This is a genomic window from Pseudomonas nitroreducens NBRC 12694 (assembly GCF_002091755.1).
Taxonomy (GTDB): Bacteria; Pseudomonadota; Gammaproteobacteria; order Pseudomonadales; family Pseudomonadaceae; genus Pseudomonas; species Pseudomonas nitroreducens.
This window is the reverse complement of the sequence record NZ_BDAI01000002.1, coordinates 332661-353057: the sequence shown is the minus strand read 5'-3', so window position 1 is coordinate 353057 and position 20397 is coordinate 332661. Positions and strand designations below refer to the sequence as shown.

The window sequence follows — 20397 nt, the reverse complement described above, 5'->3', positions numbered from 1 at the left end:
TGGCTTCAGACGCGTTCGAACACCGCGGCAAGCCCCTGCCCGCCGCCGATGCACATGGTTTCCAGGCCGTAACGGACTTTGCTGCGCTGCATCTCGTGGAGCAGCGAGGTCATGATGCGCAGGCCGGTGGCGCCGATCGGGTGGCCCAGGGAAATCCCGGAACCGTTGACATTGATGCGCGGATCGTCCTCGAGCTGCCATTCGCGCAGCACGGCGAGCACCTGGCCGGCGAAGGCCTCGTTGACCTCGATCAGGCCCATGTCCGCCATCTCGAGGTTCAGTCGCTTCAGCAGTTTGGCCACCGCCGGTACCGGACCGATGCCCATGCGCAGCGGGTGACAGCCGGCCGAGGCCCAGCCAGCGAAGCGCGCCATCGGGCGCAGGTCGTTCTGGATGACAAAGCGCTCGGACACCACCAGGCACCCCGCCGCCGCATCGTTCTGCTGGCTGGCACTACCGGCGGTGACGGTGCCACCTTTGATGATCGGGGATAGCTTGGCCAGCGCCTCGTAACTGGCGTCTTCGCGAATGCCCTCATCGCGCCTGACCACCAGTGGCTCCCCTCGACGCTGCGGCACTGCCACTGGCATCACCTCGGCATCGAAGCGGCCCTGGCTCCAGGCTGCGGCGGCTTTCTGGTGGCTGCCCACGGCCCACCGGTCGCAGGCTTCACGGCTGATGCCGTAGTCTCGCACCAGATTCTCGGCGGTTTCGACCGCACCGCCGGAGCACTCGCCGTAGCGGCTGACCGGTTGCGAATTGACCCGCCCGCGATCCAGGCGATCGTGCAGCTTCACGTCACCCAGCCGCGCGCCCCAGCGCATGCTGGTGCTGTAGTACTCGATATTGCTCATGCTCTCGACGCCGGCCACCAGCAGGCAGTCGGCAGCGCCGGTCTGAACCTGCATGGCGGCGTCTATCACTGCCTGCAGGCCGGAGCCGCAGCGACGATCCACGGTGTAGCCGGCTACCTCGTCCGGCAACCCCGCCAGTGACGCCGCGTAGCGCCCCATGCAGGGTGCCTCGCTGGACTGGTAGGACTGCGCGACTATCGCTTCGTCGACCTGCGCGGCATCGACGCCGGTGCGCCGCAGCACCTCCTGCAGGACCAGCGCGGCGAGGTTCGCCGCCGGCACGGAGGCCAGCGCACCGCCAAACTTGCCGATGGGCGTGCGCACGGGGGAAAGGATGTAGGCGTTGGACATGGCTGTCTCTTCTTGTCGATTCGGGTCGTGGGGATGCAAAGACGGTCAGGCACTCATGCCCAATCCGCCCTGGCGCAGGCGGTCGATCCGCTCGTCGGTCAGCCCCCAGTCGCGCAACGCGCTGAGCCCGCCCTCACCACGCGCCGGTGCGGGCTTCGGAACGGAATTGGGAGTGCCGAGGAAACGCGGCGCCGGCGCCGGCTGCACCACGCCATTGATCTGCATGAAGCTGCCTCGGGCTTGCGCATGAGGATGCTCGGCGGCCTCAGTGAACCCCAGCACCGGCGCCACGCAGGCATCGCTGTCGGCGAAAATCTCGCACCATTGTTCACGGGGCCGCTGGAGGAACGCCTGCATGAAGGCCTCGCGCAGGCGCGGCCAGCCTTGGCGATCATGCTGCGGCGGCAACTGGGCCGGATCGAGGCCAAGCTTGGCCAGCAGCTCCGCATAGAAGCGCGACTCCACTGGACCGATGGCCATGTAGCCCCCATCCAGGGTGCGATAGGTGTCGTACCAGGGCGCACCGCCATCCAGCAGATTACTGCCGCGCTCCTCGCGCCAGTTTCCGGAGGCCAGCAGCCCCCAGATCACCGAGCCAAGCTGGGCGGCGCCTTCGGCCATGGCAGCATCCACCACCTGGCCGACACCGCCGCGCAGCACATTGACCAGCGCCGCCAGCACGCCCATGGCCAGCAGCATGCCACCACCGCCGTAGTCGCCCAGCAGGTTCAATGGCGGCACGGGCCGGCCGGCCACCGGACCGATACCGGAAAGCACCCCGGACAGCGCGATGTAATTGATGTCATGCCCTGCGCGCTGAGCCAGGGGGCCGTGCTGGCCCCAGCCGGTCATGCGGCCGTAGACCAGCTTCGGATTGCGCGCGAATGCCTGCTCGGGGCCAAGCCCCAGGCGCTCCAGGGTACCGGGGCGGAAGCCCTCGATCAGTACGTCGGCATGCTCCATCAGTTCCAGAGCAACAGCCGCCGCCTCCGGGAGTTTCAGGTCGAGCGTGACCGAGCGGCGGCCACGACCGGTGATATCCACCTTCGGCCCGCTCATCTTCGGCCCCAGGTCGCTGTGCGCCTGTGGCCGGTCGATGCGGATGACGTCCGCGCCCATGTCGGCCAGCAGCATGGTGGCGAAGGGTGCCGGGCCGATGGCCTCGAACTCCAGAACTCGAATACCGCTCAACACACCCATCGACGTAGTCCCATTGATCTGCAGCGCAATTGGCCCGCGCCTCGGCAATGCCGCGCCTTTGCGGCTTTTCATCAATGGAACATTCCAGGCTCGCGGGGGCCGCCACCCGCGTTGGGTGGCAGCCTTCCACCCGCTCATCGAGCTCCCGAAGGCCTCTGGTGAAGAGCGTGGCAACTGGGGCATGCTCTGATCGACGCCCGCCTACACTGAAAACAATCGCGGGCGCATGAAACTGCCTCGGAAGCGCCATGGACAAGCCAAGCAGCACAACAACAAACGTCTCAGCTCCGCACGACCGCCCCCACGAACCGGCACTGACCACGGCCCTGGATCGCTCGAAGCTGGTCCCTCCCCGTAGCGGCAGCCGCACCATCAGTCGCGACCGCCTGCTGCAGCAACTGGTGGAAAACCGCCGGCGTCGCTGCACGGTGATCAAGGGCCCTGCCGGCTGGGGCAAGACCACCCTCCTGCTCGCCTGCCGCCAGCAGTTGCTCTCGCTGGGTTTCGAAGTCGCGTGGCTGAGCCTGGGCCCGGAGGACAACGACCTGGGTCGCTTCATCGACTACCTGCTGGGCAGCCTGGCGCAGATCGACCTGCAGATGGTGCAGCACGCGTCCCTGATGGAGGCTCACGGATTCGACAGCGAATCGGTGGAGCGCACCATCATCACGCTGGTGCAGGGCGTCGCCAGCAGCCAGCGCGAAGTGGTGCTGGTGCTCGACGACCTGCACAGCCTGACCGACGTTGGCATCCACCAGGCTCTGCAATGGCTGCTCGACTACGCGCCGAGCAACCTGCACCTGGTGCTCGGCACTCGCAGCGCGGTGCCGCTGTCGCTTGCCCGCCTGCGCAGCCAGGGACAGGTCCTGGAGCTGGATCTCCGCGACCTGAGCTTCACCCTGGAGGAAACCCGGCAGTTCCTGCAGCAGCAACTGGGCGAACTGGCTACCGATGAGATACGTGAGATCCATGAATTGACCGACGGCTGGATCGCCGGCCTGCAACTGCTCGCCGCCAGCCGGCGCAAGCCATCCCAGAGCAGCAACGGCTCGCCATCTCCCTTGCGCGACCACCAGGCCTTCGCCAGCTATTTCGAATCGGCCGTGCTGGCTCGTCTGCAACCCGACGATGTCGAATTGCTCCTGCACACCGCCGTGTGCAATCGCTTCTGCCCCAGCCTGTGCGCAGCACTCGTCGATCGCCCGGAGGCCATTGCCGAGGCCGTGGAACTGCTCTCGCGCCTGGAGCAGGACAACCTGTTCCTGATTGCTCTGGAGACTCCCGATCAGGAAAACTGGTATCGCCTCCACCCTCTGCTGCGGGAAACGCTCCTCGGCCTCTTCGCCCGCCTGCCCGCCCAGCAGCAAAGTGCGGTACACAGTCGCGCCTGGCAATGGCAGCGTGATCGCGGGCAACTGGTCGAGGCCGTCCGCCATGCCGTAGCCGGCGGCCAGGCCGCGATGGCCGCGCAACTGGTCGAGGATCAGCTCGAGGCGCTGTATGCCCAGGGCGACCTGCGTATCCTCATCGAACTGGCGCGCCTGCTGCCCAGGGAGCAGATCCAGACCAGCATCCGCCTGCGCCTGCTGCTGGCACGCATGCAGGTTTTCGCCCGCGACTTCAATGCCTGCGAGAACAGCATCTCCAGCCTGGAGCGAGACCTGCCGGTCGATGATGACGATTCACGCTTCCGCCTCGCGATGCTGCGTGCCGTGCTGGCGGTGCAGCGCGACGACACCGATGAGGCACTGGCGATCCTGCCACAGCTGCTCAACCCGCCACCGGGCGTCAACTCGGTGATGCTCGGCGGCAGCCTGAATATCCTCTCCTGGCTGTACATGAACCGCGGCGAATACGAGCGGGCGCGGCAGGTACAGCTGGATCGCCCACCCCTGCTGGTCAATGGTGCGCCGTTGCTCGGCACCGCCGGCGGGACGCTGCAGGGCCGCTGCCTGATCGGCCTGAGCCTGGCGATGGAAGGCCAGATCAGCCAGGCAGAGCGCATCTACCGCGAGGTCATCTACGAAGCGCAGCGCCACGGCCGCTCCTGCGCGGACGCGCTGCACCTGGCCACCGCCCTGCTGGGCGACACGCTCTACGAAAGCAATGAAATCGAAGCCGCGCTGGCCCTGCTGGAGCCGCAGATCGATGTTCTGGAGCGCATCTCGATTCCCGACTCGGTCCTGCGCGCCCTGGAAGTACTGGGCAAGGCGCACTGGGTCGCCGGCAACCGCCGCGAAGCCTTCGCCTATCTCGAGCACCTGGAGGAATACGGCCGCCGCAACAAGCTCGACCGGCTCATGGCCCACGCGCTGGTCTGGCAGGTGCACTGGCACCTGCTGCTGGGCGAAGTGGTCGCCGCCGAGACCAAACTGGCGCGCCTGGACACAATCGCCGCGCGCCATCCCGACGCCGCCACCCGGCACCTCAAGGACATCTTCATCATCGTCGAGAATGCCCACGTACGCTGGGACGCAGCCCACGGCGACCTGCACAGTGCCAACCTGCGCCTGAACCGCATGATCGCGGCCGGGGAACAGGACGGTCGGCAACTGGCGGTAACCCGTTTGAAAATGCTCAGCGCGGTGTTCGACGCCCAGCGCGGACAGACCGAGCAGGCCAGGGAAAAGGTCCTCGCCCTGCTACGCGTCGCCCAGCGCTACGGCCAATTGCGCAGCGTGATCGACGCCCATCCCGATGCGCTGGAGCTGATCGAAACACTGACCCGCGACCACCCGCTGGACCCCCTGCTGGCGTTCTACGTCGAACGCTTGCGCGGCACACGCCGCGCACCGGCCATACAGGCCTGTGCAGATCCCGTAACCCGAACCACCGGCCTGCAATTGGGCGCTGGCATGGAACCGCTCAGCGAGCGCGAACTCGAGGTGCTGCGCCTACTGGCCCAGGCCCTGCCGAACAAGAAGATTGCCCGTGCACTGGGCCTTTCCCATGAAACGGTGAAATGGCACCTGCGGCACATCTACAGCAAGCTTGGCGTCGGCAGCCGCGACGAAGCCGTGGCCCGCCTGCGGGATGCGGAGACTGCCGAAGACGCCAACCGCTGACCCCACCGCGCCGCCACCCGCAACGGGTGGCGGCGTCGGCTGCAACGCAGCCGAGCATGGCTGGAACCTTTCCCGAGGATCCGCCATGAGCACCGAAGTGATCGAGTTTCGCGAGTCCCAGCTGGCCATTGCCGACGGCATCGCCACCTTCACCCACCAGAAACCCGCCGCGCGCAACGCACTCTCGCTGGACCTGCGCGAAGACTACGCCGACATGCTCGACCGCGTGGAAGCCGACCGTAGCCTGCGCGCGCTGATCATCACCGGCTCTGGCGGCAGCTTCTGCGCCGGTGGCGATATCAAGTCGCTGAAGGAACGCCAGGTCAGCACCGACCCGGAAGTCAACTCGGCCAACGCCATGCGCCTGCGCATCCGCCGCCTGCATGGCTGGCTGGAACGTCTGCGCGGCCTGGAGATCCCGGTGATTGCCGCCGTTGACGGGCCGGCCTACGGCGCCGGATTCGCCATTGCCCTGCTGGCGGATTTCATCGTCGCCTCCAACCGCGCCTCGTTCTGCATGCCCTTCGCCAAGCTCGGCCTGGTGCCGGACTCCGGCGCGCTCTACACACTGCCCCGAGCGGTCGGCCTACAGAAGGCCAAGGAATTGCTGTTCAGCGCCCGCCGCGTCTCGATCGAAGAAGCCCGCGAATTGGGCATCGTTCATTCGATCCACACCCAGGAAGAACTGCCCGCCGCGGCTCAATGTCTGGCCCGCCGTTTCCTGACCTCGCCCCGCGATGCCATCGCCATGAGCAAGCGCCTGCTCAACCAAAGCTACGAGACGAACTGGAACGCCATGGCCGAACTGGAAGGCCTGGCCCAGGGCGTCGCCTCCACTGCGCCTTATCACGACGAAGCAGTCTCCGCCTTCCTGCGCGGCGAGCCGTCGCGCTACGACTGGGACCGCGACTGAGCCACCCAGCCTGGGTGGAGTAGCCACCCGGCGCCCCCCCCTAACGTAACGAACCATCGCGCCCTTTCGCGCAACACGACAACAGTGACCGGCGGCGCCGGTCGGGCAGTCAGGAGCCTTCCGTGCATATCGAGCGCAGCGTCTTCCGCGACGACCATGAGATCTTCCGCACCACGGTGCGACGCTTTTTCGAGCGCGAATGCGTGCCACGCCAGGAAGCCTGGAACCAGGCCGGGCAATGGGACCGTGATATCTGGCTGAAGGCCGGCCGCGAAGGGCTGCTGTGCATCACTCTGCCCGTGGAATACGGCGGCGGCGGCGGCGATTTCGGCCATAGCGCGGTGTACAACGAAGAGTTCAACCGAGCCGGGCTGTCTGGCAACGGCCTGGGCATGCACTCGGACATCATTGCCCCCTATATCGCCCGCTGCGGCAGCGAAGAGCAGAAACAGCGCTGGCTGCCCGGTGCCTGCTCCGGGGAGCTGATTCTCGCCATCGCCATGACCGAACCGGGCACCGGCAGCGACCTCAAGGCTGTGCGCACCAGCGCCGTGCGCGATGGCGACGAGTACGTCATCAACGGCAGCAAGACCTTCATCAGCAATGGTTTGACCGCCGACCTGGTCATCGTGGTCTGCAAGACCGACCCGGACGCCGGCTCCAAGGGCATCAGCCTGATCGCGGTGGAAACCGACCGTCCGGGCTTCCAGCGTGGCCGCAAGCTGGACAAGGTCGGCCAGCACGCCCAGGACACCGCCGAGCTGTACTTCGACAACGTGCGCGTACCGGTCGGCAACCGTCTGGGCGAAGAAGGCAAGGGCTTCGCCTACCTGATGGGCGAACTGCCGCAGGAGCGCTTCTCCATCGCCGTTTCCGCCGCCGCCCGGTTGGAGACCGTGCTCGAACACACCCTGGAATACGTGAAGAGCCGCAAGGCCTTCGGCCAGACCGTCTGGGACTTCCAGAACACCCGCTTCAAGCTCGCCGACATCAAGGCCCAGGCTACCGCCGTGCGCCTGATGATCGATCACTACCTGGGCGAGCACATGCGCCGCCGCCTGACCCTGGAAGAGGCGGCGATCGCCAAGCTGTTCGCCACCGAAACCCTGGGCAAGGCGCTGGACGAGATGGTCCAGCTGCATGGCGGCTACGGCTACATGCTCGAGTACCCGGTGGCCCGCGCCTTCGTCGACATGCGCGTCAACCGCATCTACGGCGGCACCAGCGAAGTCATGCGTGAACTCATCTCGCGCAAGCTCTGATCACACAAGGACAACAACCATGAGCCAGAAAGCATTCGTCGCCGGCGTCGGCATGATCCAGTTCAAGAAACCCGGCACCAGCGACTTCTATGACGTCATGGCGGCCCAGGCGATCCAACAGGCGCTGAGCGATGCCAGCATCGACTATCGCCTGGTGCAACAGGCCTACGCCGGCTACGTCTATGGCGACTCCTGCTGTGGCCAGAAAGCCGTGTACCACGCCGGCATGACCGGCATTCCGGTATTCAACGTCAACAACAACTGCGCCACCGGTTCTTCCGCCCTGTTCCTCGCCCGCCAGGCTGTCGCCAGCGGCGCGGTGGACTGCGCGCTGGCGGTCGGTTTCGAGCAGATGAACCCCGGCGCCCTGAAGTCCGCCTGGACGGACCGCCCGGCAGCGCTGGAGCGCGCCAACGCCGTCGTCAGCGAACTGGTGACCGGTGTCGATGTACCGAGCAACGCCATTCGCCAGTTCGCCGGTGCGGGCCGCGCGCACATGCAGAAGTACGGCACCAAGCTGGAAACCTTCGCCGCCATCCGTGCCAAGGCCAGCCGCCACGCCGCACGCAACCCGTTGGCGGTGTTCCGCAACGTGGTCACCACCGAGCAGGTGATGAATGACGTGGTGCTCTGGCCCGGCGTGCTGACCCGCCTGATGGCCTGCCCGCCCACCTGCGGCGCCGCCGCGGCCATCGTGGTCTCCGAAGCTTTCGCGAAAAAACATGGCCTGCGCACCGACGTACTGATCGCCGGCCAGTCCATGGCCACCGACATCCCCGCCTCCTTCGAAACGCGCGACATGATCCGCGTGGTCGGCTTCGAGGTCACCCGCCTCGCCGCGCAGCAGGCCTACGCGCAGGCCGGTATCGGCGTGAACGATATCGACGTCATCGAACTGCACGACTGCTTCGCCCAGAACGAACTGCTGACCTACGAAGGCCTCGGCCTGTGTGCCGAGGGCGAAGGCGCCAAGCTGGTCGCCGATGGCGACAACACCTATGGCGGCAAGTGGGTGGTCAATCCGTCCGGCGGTCTGCTCTCCAAGGGCCACCCGCTGGGCGCTACCGGCCTAGCGCAATGCTACGAGCTGACCCACCAGTTGCGCGGCAGCGCCGGTGATCGCCAGGTGGCGAACGCCCGCATCGCCGTGCAGCACAACCTCGGCCTGGGTGGTGCCGGGGTGGTCACCGTGTACCAGAAGAACTGACGTCGGAGCGCCTACCAGATGATCGACAAGAAACACATCGGCAAAGTCCTGCCGTCCTTCAGCGCTACCGCCGAAGCTGGCCAGTTGCGCTTCTTCGCCAAGAGCATCGGCGAAACCAACCCGATCTATCTCGACGAGCAGGCTGCACGCGACGCGGGACACCCCGCCCTGCCGCTGCCGCCGACCTTTCTGTTCTCCCTTGCCTTCCAGATGCCAAACCAGGCCTGGCGCGATGAGCTGGGCATCATTTCCTCGCGCATCCTGCACGGCGAAGAGTCCTTCACCTACCAGCGCATGGCCTACGCCGGTGACACCCTGCACTACGACGTGCGCATCACCGATATCTACGACAAGAAAGGCGGCGCACTGAGCTTCGTGGTGCGCGAATCGAAGGTGACCAACCAGCGCGGCGAGCACGTGGCAACCCTGCGCACCACCCTCGTCCACCGCAACGGCTGAACCGGAGATCCCCCATGAGCACAGTCCGCTTCGACTCCGTCCAGGTTGGCGACAGCCTGCCGCCACTGACCCTGGCACCGATCAACCGCACCACCCTGGCACTGTTCGCCGGGGCCTCGGGCGATCACAACCCGATCCACATCGACATCGACTATGCCCGCAAGGCCGGCATGGTCGACGTGTTCGCCCACGGCATGCTGTCCATGGCCTATCTGGGCCGGCTGCTCACCCAATGGGTCGATCAACGTCAGTTGCGCAGCTTCGGCGTGCGCTTCGCCGGCATCACCCATCTTGGCCACCAGATCACCTGTACCGGCAAGGTGGTGGAGAAGTTCGAGGCCGACGGTGAGCGTCGCGTGAAGCTGGAAATCCAGACCGCCAACCAATACGGCGAAACCAAGATCGTCGGCGACGCCATCGTCGCCCTGCAGTGAGGAACAAGCACATGGCAAAACTCGACGGCAAGGTGGCATTGGTCACCGGTTCCGGACGCGGCATCGGCCAGGCCATCGCCCTGAAGCTGGCCAGCGAAGGCGCGCGCATCGTGATCAATGACCTGGATCTGGAGCCCGCGCAGGAAACCGCCACTATGATCCGCGACCTGGGCGGCCAGGCAGCGATCTGCCACGGCAACGTCAGCGCACCGGACTTCGCCGAGCGCTACATCCGCACCGCGATGGAGCACTTCAAGGCCATCGATATCATCGTCAACAACGCCGGCTACACCTGGGACGACGTGGTGCAGAAGATGAGCGACGAGCAGTGGTACGCCATTCTCGACTGCCACATGACCGCGCCCTTCCGCATCTTCCGCGCGGCCTATCCGATCATCAAGGCGCAGGCCCAGGCCGAGGCCGAGGCCGGTAAAGAAGTGTTCCGCAAGGTGGTGAACATCTCCTCGGTGTCGGCCCTCAACGGCAATGCCGGCCAGCTCAACTACAGCGGCGCCAAGGCCGGCGTGGCCGGCATGACCCGCGCACTGGCACGCGAGTGGGGGCGTTTCAAGGTCAACGTCAACGCCGTGGCCTTCGGCTTCATCGAGACCCGCATGACCCGTGCCGACGCCCATGCCGGCGCAACGGTAAGCATTGACGGGCGCGACATTCGCGTGGGCATCAGCCCGGAGGTCGCCAAATCGTTCGCCCAGCGCAATCCACTGGGGCGCCCGGGCACGGTGCAGGAAGCGGCCGACGCCGTGTACCTGTTCTGCTCGCCGGAGTCGAACTACATCACCGCGCAAACCGTTGCTGTGGCCGGAAACCTGCAATAACCGCCACCTCACGCCGCCGTCACGCACTCAGTCGAACACCAGAACAAGAACACGGAGTCAGCCATGAAGGCCCGGATCACCCGCTACCTGCCCCATACCCTGCTGGCCGGCGCGATCGCTGTTGGCATCAGCCTGCCGCTGCGCGCCGACGAGCCTAACGGCAACCAGCCGGCCAGCCCGATCACCGCGCAGAAGAACGCCGCGGTACTGAAGGTGCTGCCGTTCAGTGACCGTACCGACTACGAGTCGGTCACCCGCGGCCTGATCGCGCCCTTCAAGGGACAGGTGAAGAACGCCGCCGGCAAGGTGATTTGGGATAGCCAGGCCCACGACTTCCTCGACAAGGACGAAGCGCCGGAGACGGTCAACCCGAGCCTCTGGCGCACGGCCCAGTTGAACAACCATGCGGGCCTGTTCCAGGTGGCGGACGGCATCTACCAGTTGCGCGGGATGGACGTGTCCAACATGACCATCATCGAGGGCAAGGACGGCCTCTTCGTGATCGACCCGCTGACCTATGCGGAAACCGCGCGCAATGCACTGGACCTGTACTACCAGAACCGGCCGAAGAAACCCATCATCGGCGTGGGCTACAGCCACAGCCATGGTGATCATTTCGGCGGCGTGCGTGGCGTCGTCGACGAGGCCGACGTGAAGAGCGGCAAGGTGAAGATCTTCGCGCCATCGGGCTTCATGGAACACGCCATCAGCGAGAATATCTTCGCCGGCAACGCCATGAGCCGCCGCTCACAGTATCAGTTCGGTACCTTCCTGCCGCGAGGCGAGCGTGGCCAGGTCGACGTCGGCATGGGCAAGGCGCTGCCCTCGGGCGGCACCTTCACTCTGATCGCGCCGACCGACCTGATCCAGAAGGAATACGAAACCCACACCGTCGGCGACATCGAGATCGAGTTCCAGCTCACCCCCGGCACCGAAGCGCCGGCGGAAATGAACTTCTACTTCCCGCAGCATCGCGCGCTGTGCATGTCCGAGAACAGCACGCAGATGATGCATAACATTCTCACACCGCGCGGCGCGCTGGTGCGTGACGCCAAGGCCTGGTCGCAGTACCTGGACGCCAGCCTGGAACGCTACGGCGACAAGACCGATGTCATGTTCGTCTCGCACAACTGGCCGACCTGGGGCGGTGAGCGCATACGTACGCTGCTGGCCGACCAGCGCGACATGTACGCCTTCCTCAATGACCGTACCGTCCACCTGATGAACCAGGGCCTGACCTCTACCGAGATCGCCCAGAAGATGGACAAGCTGCCGGGGGACCTGGAGAAGAAGTGGTACACCCGCGGTTACTACGGCTCGCTCAGCCACAACTCCCGCGCCGTCTACCAACGCTACCTGGGCTTCTATGATGGCAACCCTGCCAACCTCGACCCGCTGACGCCGGTGGATGCAGGCACCCGTTACGTCGACGCGATGGGCGGTGCCGATGCCGTCATCAAGCTGATCCGCGCTGCCATCGACCAGGGCGACTATCGCTGGGCCGCCACCTTGGGCAACCACCTGGTCTTCGCCCAGCCGCAGAACGAAGAGGCGAAGAAGCTGCAGGCCGATGCCCTGGAGCAATTGGGCTACCAGTCCGAGAACGCCCTATGGCGCAACATCTACCTGACCGGTGCCATGGAGCTGCGCAACGGCGTACCGCAGTACGACGCGGGTGCCACCAAGGCCGACGTGGTGAGAAGCATGGAGCCGGGACAGTTCTTCGATTTCCTGGCGATCCGCCTGGATTCGGATAAAGCCCAGGGCCACGACATGGTGATGAATTGGGTGTTCACCGATCTGGGCAAGGACTACGCCGTGACCCTGCGTAACGGCGTACTCACCCACCGTGATAACGAGAAGAACGCCAGCCCCACGGTGACCATCACCCTGGCCAAGGCCACGCTGGACCAGATCAGCCTGCGCAAACTGGACTTCCCCACCGCCATCAAACAAGGCGACATCAAGCTCGACGGCGACGGCAAGGCCCTGGGCGTCTTCCTGGGAATGATCGACACCCCCGCTCCCCAGTTCAACATCGTCACTCCCTGACGCGAGCCACTTCGACACAGGACACAAGGCATGAAGCAACTTACCCCCATGGATGCACAGTTCTTCTACTCCGATGCCCCCCATCAGCCGATGGTCATCGGCGGCCTGTGGATCTGCGATCAGAACTCCGCACCCAATGGCCTGGTCCGGCACAAGGACATCATCCGCTACATCAACAGCCGCCTGAGCAGCACCTCGCTGTTCCGCCGCCGCCTGCAACACGCGCCGCTGCGGCTCGACGACCCCTATTGGCTGGAAGACAAGAACTTCGACCTGGAGTACCACATCCGCCATGTCGGCCTGCCGCAACCGGGCGACTGGCGGCAACTGTGCATCTTCACCGCCCGGGCGATGTCGCGGACCCTGGACATGGAACGGGCCCCCTGGGAAATCACCGTCATCGAGGGTCTGAACAACGTCGAGGGCGTGCCGCCGGGAAGCTTTGCGCTCCTGCTGCGGCTGCACCACGCCTATGTCGATGGCAAGTCGGGGGTGGAGATCACCACCCTGCTGATGGACGACCAGATCGACTTTGACGAGAACACCTACCGCCAGCCGGTCAGCGACCGCCTGCCCACCCGCACCCAGATGTGGGCCAAGACCGTCCCGCGCCTGCTCGGCCAGTCCCTGCGCAGCGCCAAGGCCAGCCTCAGCATCGCGCGCAAGAGCCTGCAACTGGCGGCCCAGCTGCGCGGCGATGCCAGCCCGGACCAGAACCGTGTGCCCAGCACGCTGTTCAACGCGCAGATTTCTCCACACCGCAGCTATGGCGCCACCCAATGGCCGATCGCCGATCTCAAGCAGATCCGCCGCTGCGCCGAGGGCGCCACCCTGAACGACGTGATCATCGCCATCATCGCCGGGGGGCTACGGCGCTACCTGCTGCGGCGCGAGGCGCTGCCGGTGGAGCAATCGCTGGTCGCCCTGTGCCCGGTGGCGATGCGTCCGGAAAGCGCCCGGCGCGACATGGGCAACCTGATCTCCATGATGCTGATCGGCATGGGTACCGACATGGCCGATCCGCAACTGCGCCTGCAGGCCATCACCGAGCGCACCCAGCGCGGCGCACCGCTGGCCAAGGAAGTGATGCACGAGCTGATCACCTCCATGGGCGAAGTGCTGCCCGCGCCGATGCGCATGCTCGGCGGCTGGCTGCAGAACCAGGTCCGCTACGTGAGCCGCTTCCACCTGCAGAACACCCTGATCACCAACGTCCCGGGCCCGACCAACGGCGCGGAGAAGAAGTACTTCGCCGGCGCCGAGATCCTCGCCACCTACCCCATAGTGCCGGTGTTCGACGGCATGGGCCTGAGCCACGGCATCACCAGCCTCTACGGCAACATCATCCTCGGCGTACTGGCCGACCGGCAGATGCTGCCGGACATGGATGTGTACATGGCAAGCCTTCAGGAATCGACCGAGGAGTACCTGACCCTGGCACACCAGCGCGGGGCCGAAGCGGCCAGCCAATCGACGAAGCGCCCGGCGCCCCCGCGCAAGCGCCCCGCCTCGCAACCGGCCGAGCCGAGCGCCGAGTAAAACTGCGGCGGCGCGTGAAAAGCAGGGACGCCCCGCGCGCCGCCGTCATCCATCAGCGAACAGGGAGAGTCCCGATGTTCAGGCAGAAGTCAGCGGTCCGGCAATTGAGCGACAAGATGGACCATGCCCACAGCTACCAGGAATGGGCGGAACACGCCGCCGCCCTCGACCACGCGACCGGCATGGACGACTGGCGCGGCAACGAAGTTTCCAGCGACTACGATTACCGCACGGTGCGACAGCGCATGGAGCGCCTGCGCGGCATGCGCAACGCCGGCGCCTACGCCAACCTCATGTTCGTCCTCAACGAGGGTATCCACGGCAACCTCGCCGGCATGGGCAAGGCCGTGCTCTATGGCCGCGCCAACCTGGGTACCAAGCACCTGATCCACCAGTACATCGAGGAAGTCTGCCTGGCACTGCAGGCCATCGACGCCCTCGACGAGAGTGTCATCGCGCTGGACGAGCGCAAGGACTTCTTCCTCCGCGCCAGCCAGTGCTTCGGCCGCTCCGCCCTGATGCTCAGCGGCGGTGCAGTATTGGGCTACTTCCATGCCGGCGTGCTCAAGGCACTGTTCGAGGAAGGCATGTTGCCGAGCATCATCTCCGGCTCCAGTGCCGGCTCCATCCTCGCCTCCATCGCCTGCACCCACGCCGATAGCGAAATGCTCGACAAGCTGCAGCCGGAACTCCTGCTGATGCATCCGGAAGGCCGGGCCGGCAAACGCCGGCCGAGGACCCGCCCCGCCTTGGAAGCCGGCGACCTGGCCAACTACCTGGAGCGCCTGATTCCCGACCTGACCTTCGCCGAAGCCCACAAGGTCAGCGGTCGCCACCTGAACATCACCGTCACCGGGCTGGAACCGCGCCAGGCGCCGCGCCTGCTCAACGCCATCACCGCACCGACGGTCCTGGTGCGCTCGGCGGTCATGGCCTCCTGCGCCATTGCCGGCATTTACCCGCCGGTAACGCTGCAGGCGAAGAATGCAGCGGGCGTCCAAGTGCCCTACCTGCCGGAACAACAGTGGATCGACGGTTCCTTCCTCGACGATCTGCCCGCCAAGCGCCTGGGTCGCCTGTACGGGGTGAACCACTTCATCTCCAGCATGGCCAATCCCGCCGCGCTGTTCTTCACGCCCAACCCGAACGCCCAGCCGAACCTGTTGCAGAGTGTATTCAACCAGCAGATACGCCTCAGCAAAGGCGTCGCCACCCACCTGCTGCGGCTGGGCCGCGACCACCTGCGCATCCGCAATCCCACCCTCGCCCGCTGGCAGCACCTGAGCTATAGCGTGCTGGTGCAGGACTACATCGCCGATATCAACATCTTCCTCGGCAAGCGTTGGCACAACCCGCTCAAGCTGCTGGCCCCCATGCCTCTGGGCGAGCTGCGCCAGTTGCTGCGCGAGGGTGAACAGGCGACCTGGGAGCGCATGGAGATGGTGCGCAACTGCACCGCCATCAGCCGCACCCTGGACGGCATCCTGCGCGCCCGCCACTGGACGGCTTGACGGTCTGCGCCGCACGACGACGGCACCTTCGCCGCCTTGCATCGGTCTCAAGCGTTGGTGACCGACGTTTCCCTCGCCGCGGCCAGGGATAACAGCCACGCCCCCCGGACAGGAGTTTCACCATGAGTGATTACAGCGCCCCGCTGCGCGACATGCAGTTCGTCCTGCGTGAGCTGCAACTGCTCGACAGCCTGAAACAGTTGCCCAACCAGCAAGACATGAGCGCCGAACTGGTCGACGCGATCCTCAATGAGGCCGCCCGCTTCGCCCAGGGCGTACTGGCACCGCTGAACGCTATCGGAGACCGCCAGGGCGCGAAGTGGAATGACGGCACAGTCCATACCGCCGACGGCTGGCGCGACGCCTACGGGAAGTTCGCCAGCAATGGCTGGAACGCCCTCTCCTGCCCGCCTGACTTCGGCGGCCAGGGTGCGCCGCGACTGGTGTCGGCGCTGGTCGAGGAGATGTGGAATGCCGCCAACGTCGCCTTCGGCCTGTGCCCGATGTTGACCCGCGGCGCCATCGAGGCCATCGAACTGCGTGGCTCCGAAGAACTGAAGCAGACCTGGTTGCCCAGGCTGGTCAGTGGCGAGTGGACCGGCACCATGAACCTCACCGAGCCCCAGGCCGGCTCCGACCTCGCCGCCGTGCGCACCCGAGCCGAGCCGCAGGGTGACGGGACCTACAAGCTGTTCGGGCAGAAGATCTTCATCACCTACGGCGAGCACGACCTCACCGACAACATCGTCCATCTGGTGCTGGCCCGCGTCCCCGGCGCACCCGAAGGCGTGAAAGGCATCTCGCTGTTCGTGGTGCCAAAGGTATTGCTGAATGCCGATGGTGCCCCCGGCGAGCGCAATGACGTGCACTGCGTATCCATCGAACACAAGCTCGGCATCCACGGCAGCCCGACCGCCGTGCTCGCGTTCGGCGACCAGGGCGGTGCCACGGGCTGGCTGGTGGGCGAAGAGAATCGCGGCCTGGAATACATGTTCATCATGATGAATGCCGCCCGCTTCTCCGTGGGGATCGAAGGCGTCGGCCTGGCCGAACGCGCCTACCAGCGCGCCGCAGCCTACGCGCGGCTGCGCGTGCAGGGCAGCGAGATCGGCGTGCCCGGCCGTGACAAGGCCGCGATCATCCGCCATCCGGACGTACGCCGCATGCTGATGTCCATGCGCTCGCGGATCGAGGCCATGCGCGCCCTGGCCTGCGATGTCGCACTGGCCACCGACATGGCCCACGGGCACCCCGACACCGCGGTGCGCGAGGAACGCCAGGCCTATGTCGAGCTGATGATCCCGGTGCTCAAGGGCTGGTGCACCGAGAACGCCGTGGATATCGCCTCCCTCGGCGTGCAGGTCCACGGCGGCATGGGCTTCATCGAGGAGACCGGCGCCGCTCAGCATCTGCGCGATGCCCGCATCACGCCGATCTACGAAGGCACCACCGGCATCCAGGCCAGCGACCTGATCGGCCGCAAGATCGCCCGTGACAAGGGCGCCACCGCATTCGCCCTGATCGCCCGCATGCGCGATGTCCAGCGGCTGCTACCGGATGACGATCCGGCCCTGGCCGCGATCCGCCACCGATTCTTCTCCGCGATCAACGCCCTGGACGATGCCGTGCGGTTCGTCGTCCAGCACTATGCCGAGCAGCCACGCCAGGTTGCACTGGGCTCGGTCCCGCTGCTGGAGCTGTTCGGTATCGTCGGCGGTGGCTGGCAGTTGGCCTGCTCGGCCCAGGTCGCCCGGCAGAGCCTGGCTGAGGCAACCGGCGATACCGCGTTCTACCGCGCCAAACTGCGCACTGCTCAGTTCTATGCCGGGCACTACCTCACACGCGCGCCAGGGCTGGCGCAAACGATCACGGACGGAGGAGATGCAGCCCTGACGATGGAAGACTTCTCGTTCTGAAACCCGCGGCGCCTGGCGAATTGCGGCATGAAGATGATCCAAATGGGAAATGACTGACTGACTCGGCATGTGGTGCATCCAAGAATGAGACCGCTTTCGGCTCATCACGGAATTGCGCCGAGCTAAACGGTCCGCGGCACAAGCACGGACCGGCATCCTTTCCCACGGAGATTCTGATGCTAGACACCCTCATTCACCAGGCCGCCCAGCGGGGCATGGGTAACCAGGCCGGACGTTTTGTCGGCCTGCTGGCGGACTCGCTCGTCAACACTCGCACTGGCGGCTTCGCAGGGCTCACGAAGCGCTTCGAGGACGCTGGACTTGGCGATCTGTTGCAATCGTGGATCGGTGCCCACCCAGCGGACCACGTTCTGCACCCCGACCAGTTCAGCGCAGGTTTCGGCCAGCAGGAAAGCAACCGTATCGCCCAGTTGCTCGGTGTGACTCCGGGAGCGGTCAACATGGCAGGTGCGGAAACGCTACCCAGGCTAGTTGCGCTGATCACCACCGACGGCAGATACCCCACCCCCGGCACCCTGCCGGCGCCGCTGGCAGTCCTTATCGGCGAAAACGAAACTCCTCAACAAACTCGTCGCGAAGGATTGGGCTGGGTGTTCTGGCTGATTCTCGCCCTGCTGATCGCCCTGTTCATCATGGCGATCAGCCAATGCCGCCCTGCTCTGCTGGCACAGCAAACCCCGCCCACCAGCCCCGCTCCGGTAACGCAGAATGTACCTGCGCCGGTGGTGGAGGAAACGGCCGTCCAGGAGCCTGTGCAGCCGGCACCGGAGCCCGCTCAATTCCAGTTGGCGAATCAGGACGGCCACATCACCGTTCATGGCCGCCTGGCGAGTGAGGCGGACAAGCAACGGCTATGGGATGCGCTCAATGCCCAGTTCGGCGCCGGCAACCTCTCCGGCAATATCCAGGTCGAACCGCAGACCTTGCCGGCCGACTGGCTGGACAGGCTCATCGCCGCCTTGCCGAAACTCAATGCCAGTGGCCTGAAGATCGGCTTCGACGGCGACGAGCTGTCCATCGATACATCGGCTCTGCCGGAAGACAAGCGGTTCGACATCAGCCAGCAATTGCGTACGCTGTTCAACGGCTACTCCATCAGTGGCCTGTGGGAGCGCGCGACCGCAGCCTTGGCGGGACTGCAAGCCGGTTTCAGTGCCCAGGACCTGGTTCAGGCGCTGAACCTGATGAATGTCTACTTCAATACCAACTCCAACGCGATCACCGCCGACAGCCTGGAAATCCTTTCCCGCGCCGCCGAAGCGATCAAGGCCGCCCCGCAGGGAACGCACATCGAGGTGAGCGGCCATAGTGACAGCGTCGGTACCGACCAGGGCAACCTGGACATGAGCCAGAAACGTGCCGACGCCGTAGTTGCGAAGCTGGTGGAGCTGGGCGTCCAACCGTCCTCGCTGAGCGCCAAAGGCTGCGGCTCCAGCAAGCCGATTGCCGACAACGCGACGGATGAAGGCCGGGCCAAGAACCGCCGCATCGAGTTCACCGTTCAAGGTGAGTGACGCGCAGTAGACAGCCGTCCTGGCCGCCCATCCGAATCAAGGATGGGCGGCCATTCTCTGTAAAGACTTCATTACACCTCGTGTTGACCACGCCAATCGCGCCACCGGCTGGTCTCGCCTCTCCGAGGTGAACGCTTGGCTATTGCGAGGGGCCGTCCTTATATGGAAATGCTCGTTGACAGTCCTGCGTGGCTTCAGTGAGATGGCCTTTCGTTCAGGCAAATGGCATTGCCGACTGACTGTGTGCGTTGTATCCGCAATGCCGCGATGACGAAACTTCGGCGATCCCGACGGTCGCTTCCGGACGTTTCATGGCTTCATCGACACAGGAGATGCCGGCGATGTTGAACCAGGCACCCCGCGATACCCAGGACGTTGAATTCGACGAGCAATTCTTCCTCGCCTTCGAGATCCAGGTCCTGCAGAAGGCCCTGCCGGCCTTCGAAGAGGCCTCGCGCTTCGCCCGCGACCGAGGTCTGCGCTGCTGCGTGGAGTTGATCACCAATGCCGAAGGGCACCCCGAGCTCAGCCTGTCGGCCACCCAGCGCGATGACCTGCCGGACAGTTGCTATCGCCTGATTGCCGACCCGGCCGCCCAGGGCATAGTCCACGAGGAATTCACCGCCGTGAACCGCCGCACGCGCCGCCAGGGCGCGCGCCTGGCCACGCTGACCTCGCGCTCGCTGGAGCTGCAGCTGGAGGCCTTCTTCATGCACGCCTTCGGCATGCGCCTGGACTACAACGTTCTGCGCCTGGACTACTCTTACGAGCATGCCTCCGGGCTCTAGGCCATTTCCGACACCTCCGGTCGTCGATTCGGCCGGTGGCGGACAAAGCGTTCCGTCGGACAGTTCCTGCAAAGGATGATTTATGGCAACGATGAACGCGCTGAAGCCGCTATTATTCGCGCCCTGTGCGCCTCCTCGTGCGTGTTTCCTCGTTGTCGCTTTGCCATGAATGAATTCCTCGTGCATTTTCAGGACGGTCACTGCCTGGGCAAGACTGTGCTGCGCTCGTTCTCCCGTCAGATGACCCTCTCCGAGGCGCGGGTGCGCCTGCAGGCCTGCTACCCGCTACGCGTTCCGCACTTGCTGAACATCCTGCACCTGACGCCGATGCTGCCCGGCCGCTGATCCGATCCCCCCAGCGTTTTCCCAAGCCACTGGGCCTGCCCGCATGCAGCGGTAGTGGCTGGAGGCGTTAGTCTCGACGTCGAGGGAAAACCCATGGCCGACCGGCAGCTCCGCTCCCGAAGGGGCGCGG

Annotated in this window: 16 protein-coding genes; 14 read left to right on the top strand and 2 right to left on the bottom strand. The window is 65.4% G+C overall.

Features of this window, described 5'->3' with window-relative positions; genetic code table 11:
- Positions 1-5 precede the first annotated feature (5 nt).
- Positions 6-1205 carry an acetyl-CoA C-acetyltransferase gene (locus PNI01S_RS07480; RefSeq protein ID WP_084357725.1) on the bottom strand — a complete coding sequence of 400 codons (1200 nt, stop codon included), beginning with the start codon at positions 1203-1205 and terminating at the stop codon, positions 6-8.
- Positions 1206-1250: 45 nt separating this feature from the next.
- The gene (locus PNI01S_RS07475; RefSeq protein WP_084357724.1) at positions 1251-2405 is read right to left on the bottom strand and encodes a CaiB/BaiF CoA transferase family protein; all 1155 of its coding nucleotides are present in this window, start codon (positions 2403-2405) and stop codon (positions 1251-1253) included.
- A 248-nt stretch (positions 2406-2653) separates the two neighbouring features.
- Between PNI01S_RS07475 and PNI01S_RS07470 the strand changes: the two genes are divergently transcribed.
- The 14 genes from PNI01S_RS07470 to PNI01S_RS28210 all read left to right on the top strand — a co-directional run bounded on the left by PNI01S_RS07470 (position 2654) and on the right by PNI01S_RS28210 (position 20267).
- Positions 2654-5470, top strand: a complete 2817-nt coding sequence (locus PNI01S_RS07470; RefSeq protein ID WP_084357723.1) for a winged helix-turn-helix domain-containing protein — start codon at positions 2654-2656, stop codon at positions 5468-5470.
- Between the two features lie 85 nt (positions 5471-5555).
- Positions 5556-6383 carry an enoyl-CoA hydratase/isomerase family protein gene (locus PNI01S_RS07465; RefSeq protein ID WP_084357722.1) on the top strand — a complete coding sequence of 276 codons (828 nt, stop codon included), beginning with the start codon at positions 5556-5558 and terminating at the stop codon, positions 6381-6383.
- A 122-nt stretch (positions 6384-6505) separates the two neighbouring features.
- Positions 6506-7645 (top strand): acyl-CoA dehydrogenase family protein, encoded by a 1140-nt coding sequence (locus tag PNI01S_RS07460; RefSeq protein ID WP_084357721.1) that lies wholly within the window; start codon positions 6506-6508, stop codon positions 7643-7645.
- Positions 7646-7664: 19 nt separating this feature from the next.
- Positions 7665-8852, top strand: a complete 1188-nt coding sequence (locus tag PNI01S_RS07455) for a lipid-transfer protein (RefSeq protein WP_084357720.1) — start codon at positions 7665-7667, stop codon at positions 8850-8852.
- An 18-nt stretch (positions 8853-8870) separates the two neighbouring features.
- Positions 8871-9311 (top strand): MaoC family dehydratase N-terminal domain-containing protein, encoded by a 441-nt coding sequence (locus PNI01S_RS07450; RefSeq protein ID WP_037009498.1) that lies wholly within the window; start codon positions 8871-8873, stop codon positions 9309-9311.
- Between the two features lie 14 nt (positions 9312-9325).
- Complete coding sequence (locus PNI01S_RS07445; protein WP_084357719.1) at positions 9326-9745, top strand: MaoC family dehydratase; 420 nt, start codon at positions 9326-9328, stop codon at positions 9743-9745.
- A gap of 11 nt (positions 9746-9756) precedes the next feature.
- The gene (locus tag PNI01S_RS07440) at positions 9757-10581 is read left to right on the top strand and encodes an SDR family NAD(P)-dependent oxidoreductase (RefSeq protein WP_084357718.1); all 825 of its coding nucleotides are present in this window, start codon (positions 9757-9759) and stop codon (positions 10579-10581) included.
- Positions 10582-10644: 63 nt separating this feature from the next.
- Positions 10645-12633, top strand: coding sequence for an alkyl/aryl-sulfatase (locus PNI01S_RS07435; protein ID WP_084357717.1), 1989 nt, complete (start codon positions 10645-10647; stop codon positions 12631-12633).
- Between the two features lie 30 nt (positions 12634-12663).
- Entirely contained in the window at positions 12664-14172 is a 1509-nt protein-coding gene (locus PNI01S_RS07430) for a wax ester/triacylglycerol synthase family O-acyltransferase (protein WP_084357716.1), read from the top strand.
- A 74-nt stretch (positions 14173-14246) separates the two neighbouring features.
- Positions 14247-15683 (top strand): patatin-like phospholipase family protein, encoded by a 1437-nt coding sequence (locus PNI01S_RS07425; RefSeq protein WP_084357715.1) that lies wholly within the window; start codon positions 14247-14249, stop codon positions 15681-15683.
- Between the two features lie 122 nt (positions 15684-15805).
- The gene (locus PNI01S_RS07420; RefSeq protein ID WP_084357714.1) at positions 15806-17599 is read left to right on the top strand and encodes an acyl-CoA dehydrogenase; all 1794 of its coding nucleotides are present in this window, start codon (positions 15806-15808) and stop codon (positions 17597-17599) included.
- Positions 17600-17775: 176 nt separating this feature from the next.
- Positions 17776-19134: an OmpA family protein gene (locus tag PNI01S_RS07415; RefSeq protein WP_084357713.1), complete on the top strand. Its 1359-nt coding sequence runs from the start codon at positions 17776-17778 to the stop codon at positions 19132-19134.
- Between the two features lie 341 nt (positions 19135-19475).
- Positions 19476-19922, top strand: coding sequence for a hypothetical protein (locus tag PNI01S_RS07410; protein WP_024762800.1), 447 nt, complete (start codon positions 19476-19478; stop codon positions 19920-19922).
- 165 nt (positions 19923-20087) lie between these two features.
- Positions 20088-20267 (top strand): hypothetical protein, encoded by a 180-nt coding sequence (locus PNI01S_RS28210; RefSeq protein WP_024762799.1) that lies wholly within the window; start codon positions 20088-20090, stop codon positions 20265-20267.
- Positions 20268-20397 lie beyond the last annotated feature (130 nt).

Bases quoted from the DNA above. Each gene is read 5' to 3' on its own strand.
- PNI01S_RS07480 (WP_084357725.1), bottom strand. From the start codon at position 1,205: ATGTCCAACGCCTACATCCTTTCCCCCGTGCGCACGCCCATCGGCAAG.
- PNI01S_RS07475 (WP_084357724.1), bottom strand. From the start codon at position 2,405: ATGGGTGTGTTGAGCGGTATTCGAGTTCTGGAGTTCGAGGCCATCGGC.
- PNI01S_RS07470 (WP_084357723.1), top strand. From the start codon at position 2,654: ATGGACAAGCCAAGCAGCACAACAACAAACGTCTCAGCTCCGCACGAC.
- PNI01S_RS07465 (WP_084357722.1), top strand. From the start codon at position 5,556: ATGAGCACCGAAGTGATCGAGTTTCGCGAGTCCCAGCTGGCCATTGCC.
- PNI01S_RS07455 (WP_084357720.1), top strand. From the start codon at position 7,665: ATGAGCCAGAAAGCATTCGTCGCCGGCGTCGGCATGATCCAGTTCAAG.
- PNI01S_RS07450 (WP_037009498.1), top strand. From the start codon at position 8,871: ATGATCGACAAGAAACACATCGGCAAAGTCCTGCCGTCCTTCAGCGCT.
- PNI01S_RS07445 (WP_084357719.1), top strand. From the start codon at position 9,326: ATGAGCACAGTCCGCTTCGACTCCGTCCAGGTTGGCGACAGCCTGCCG.
- PNI01S_RS07440 (WP_084357718.1), top strand. From the start codon at position 9,757: ATGGCAAAACTCGACGGCAAGGTGGCATTGGTCACCGGTTCCGGACGC.
- PNI01S_RS07435 (WP_084357717.1), top strand. From the start codon at position 10,645: ATGAAGGCCCGGATCACCCGCTACCTGCCCCATACCCTGCTGGCCGGC.
- PNI01S_RS07430 (WP_084357716.1), top strand. From the start codon at position 12,664: ATGAAGCAACTTACCCCCATGGATGCACAGTTCTTCTACTCCGATGCC.
- PNI01S_RS07425 (WP_084357715.1), top strand. From the start codon at position 14,247: ATGTTCAGGCAGAAGTCAGCGGTCCGGCAATTGAGCGACAAGATGGAC.
- PNI01S_RS07420 (WP_084357714.1), top strand. From the start codon at position 15,806: ATGAGTGATTACAGCGCCCCGCTGCGCGACATGCAGTTCGTCCTGCGT.
- PNI01S_RS07415 (WP_084357713.1), top strand. From the start codon at position 17,776: ATGCTAGACACCCTCATTCACCAGGCCGCCCAGCGGGGCATGGGTAAC.
- PNI01S_RS07410 (WP_024762800.1), top strand. From the start codon at position 19,476: ATGTTGAACCAGGCACCCCGCGATACCCAGGACGTTGAATTCGACGAG.
- PNI01S_RS28210 (WP_024762799.1), top strand. From the start codon at position 20,088: ATGAATGAATTCCTCGTGCATTTTCAGGACGGTCACTGCCTGGGCAAG.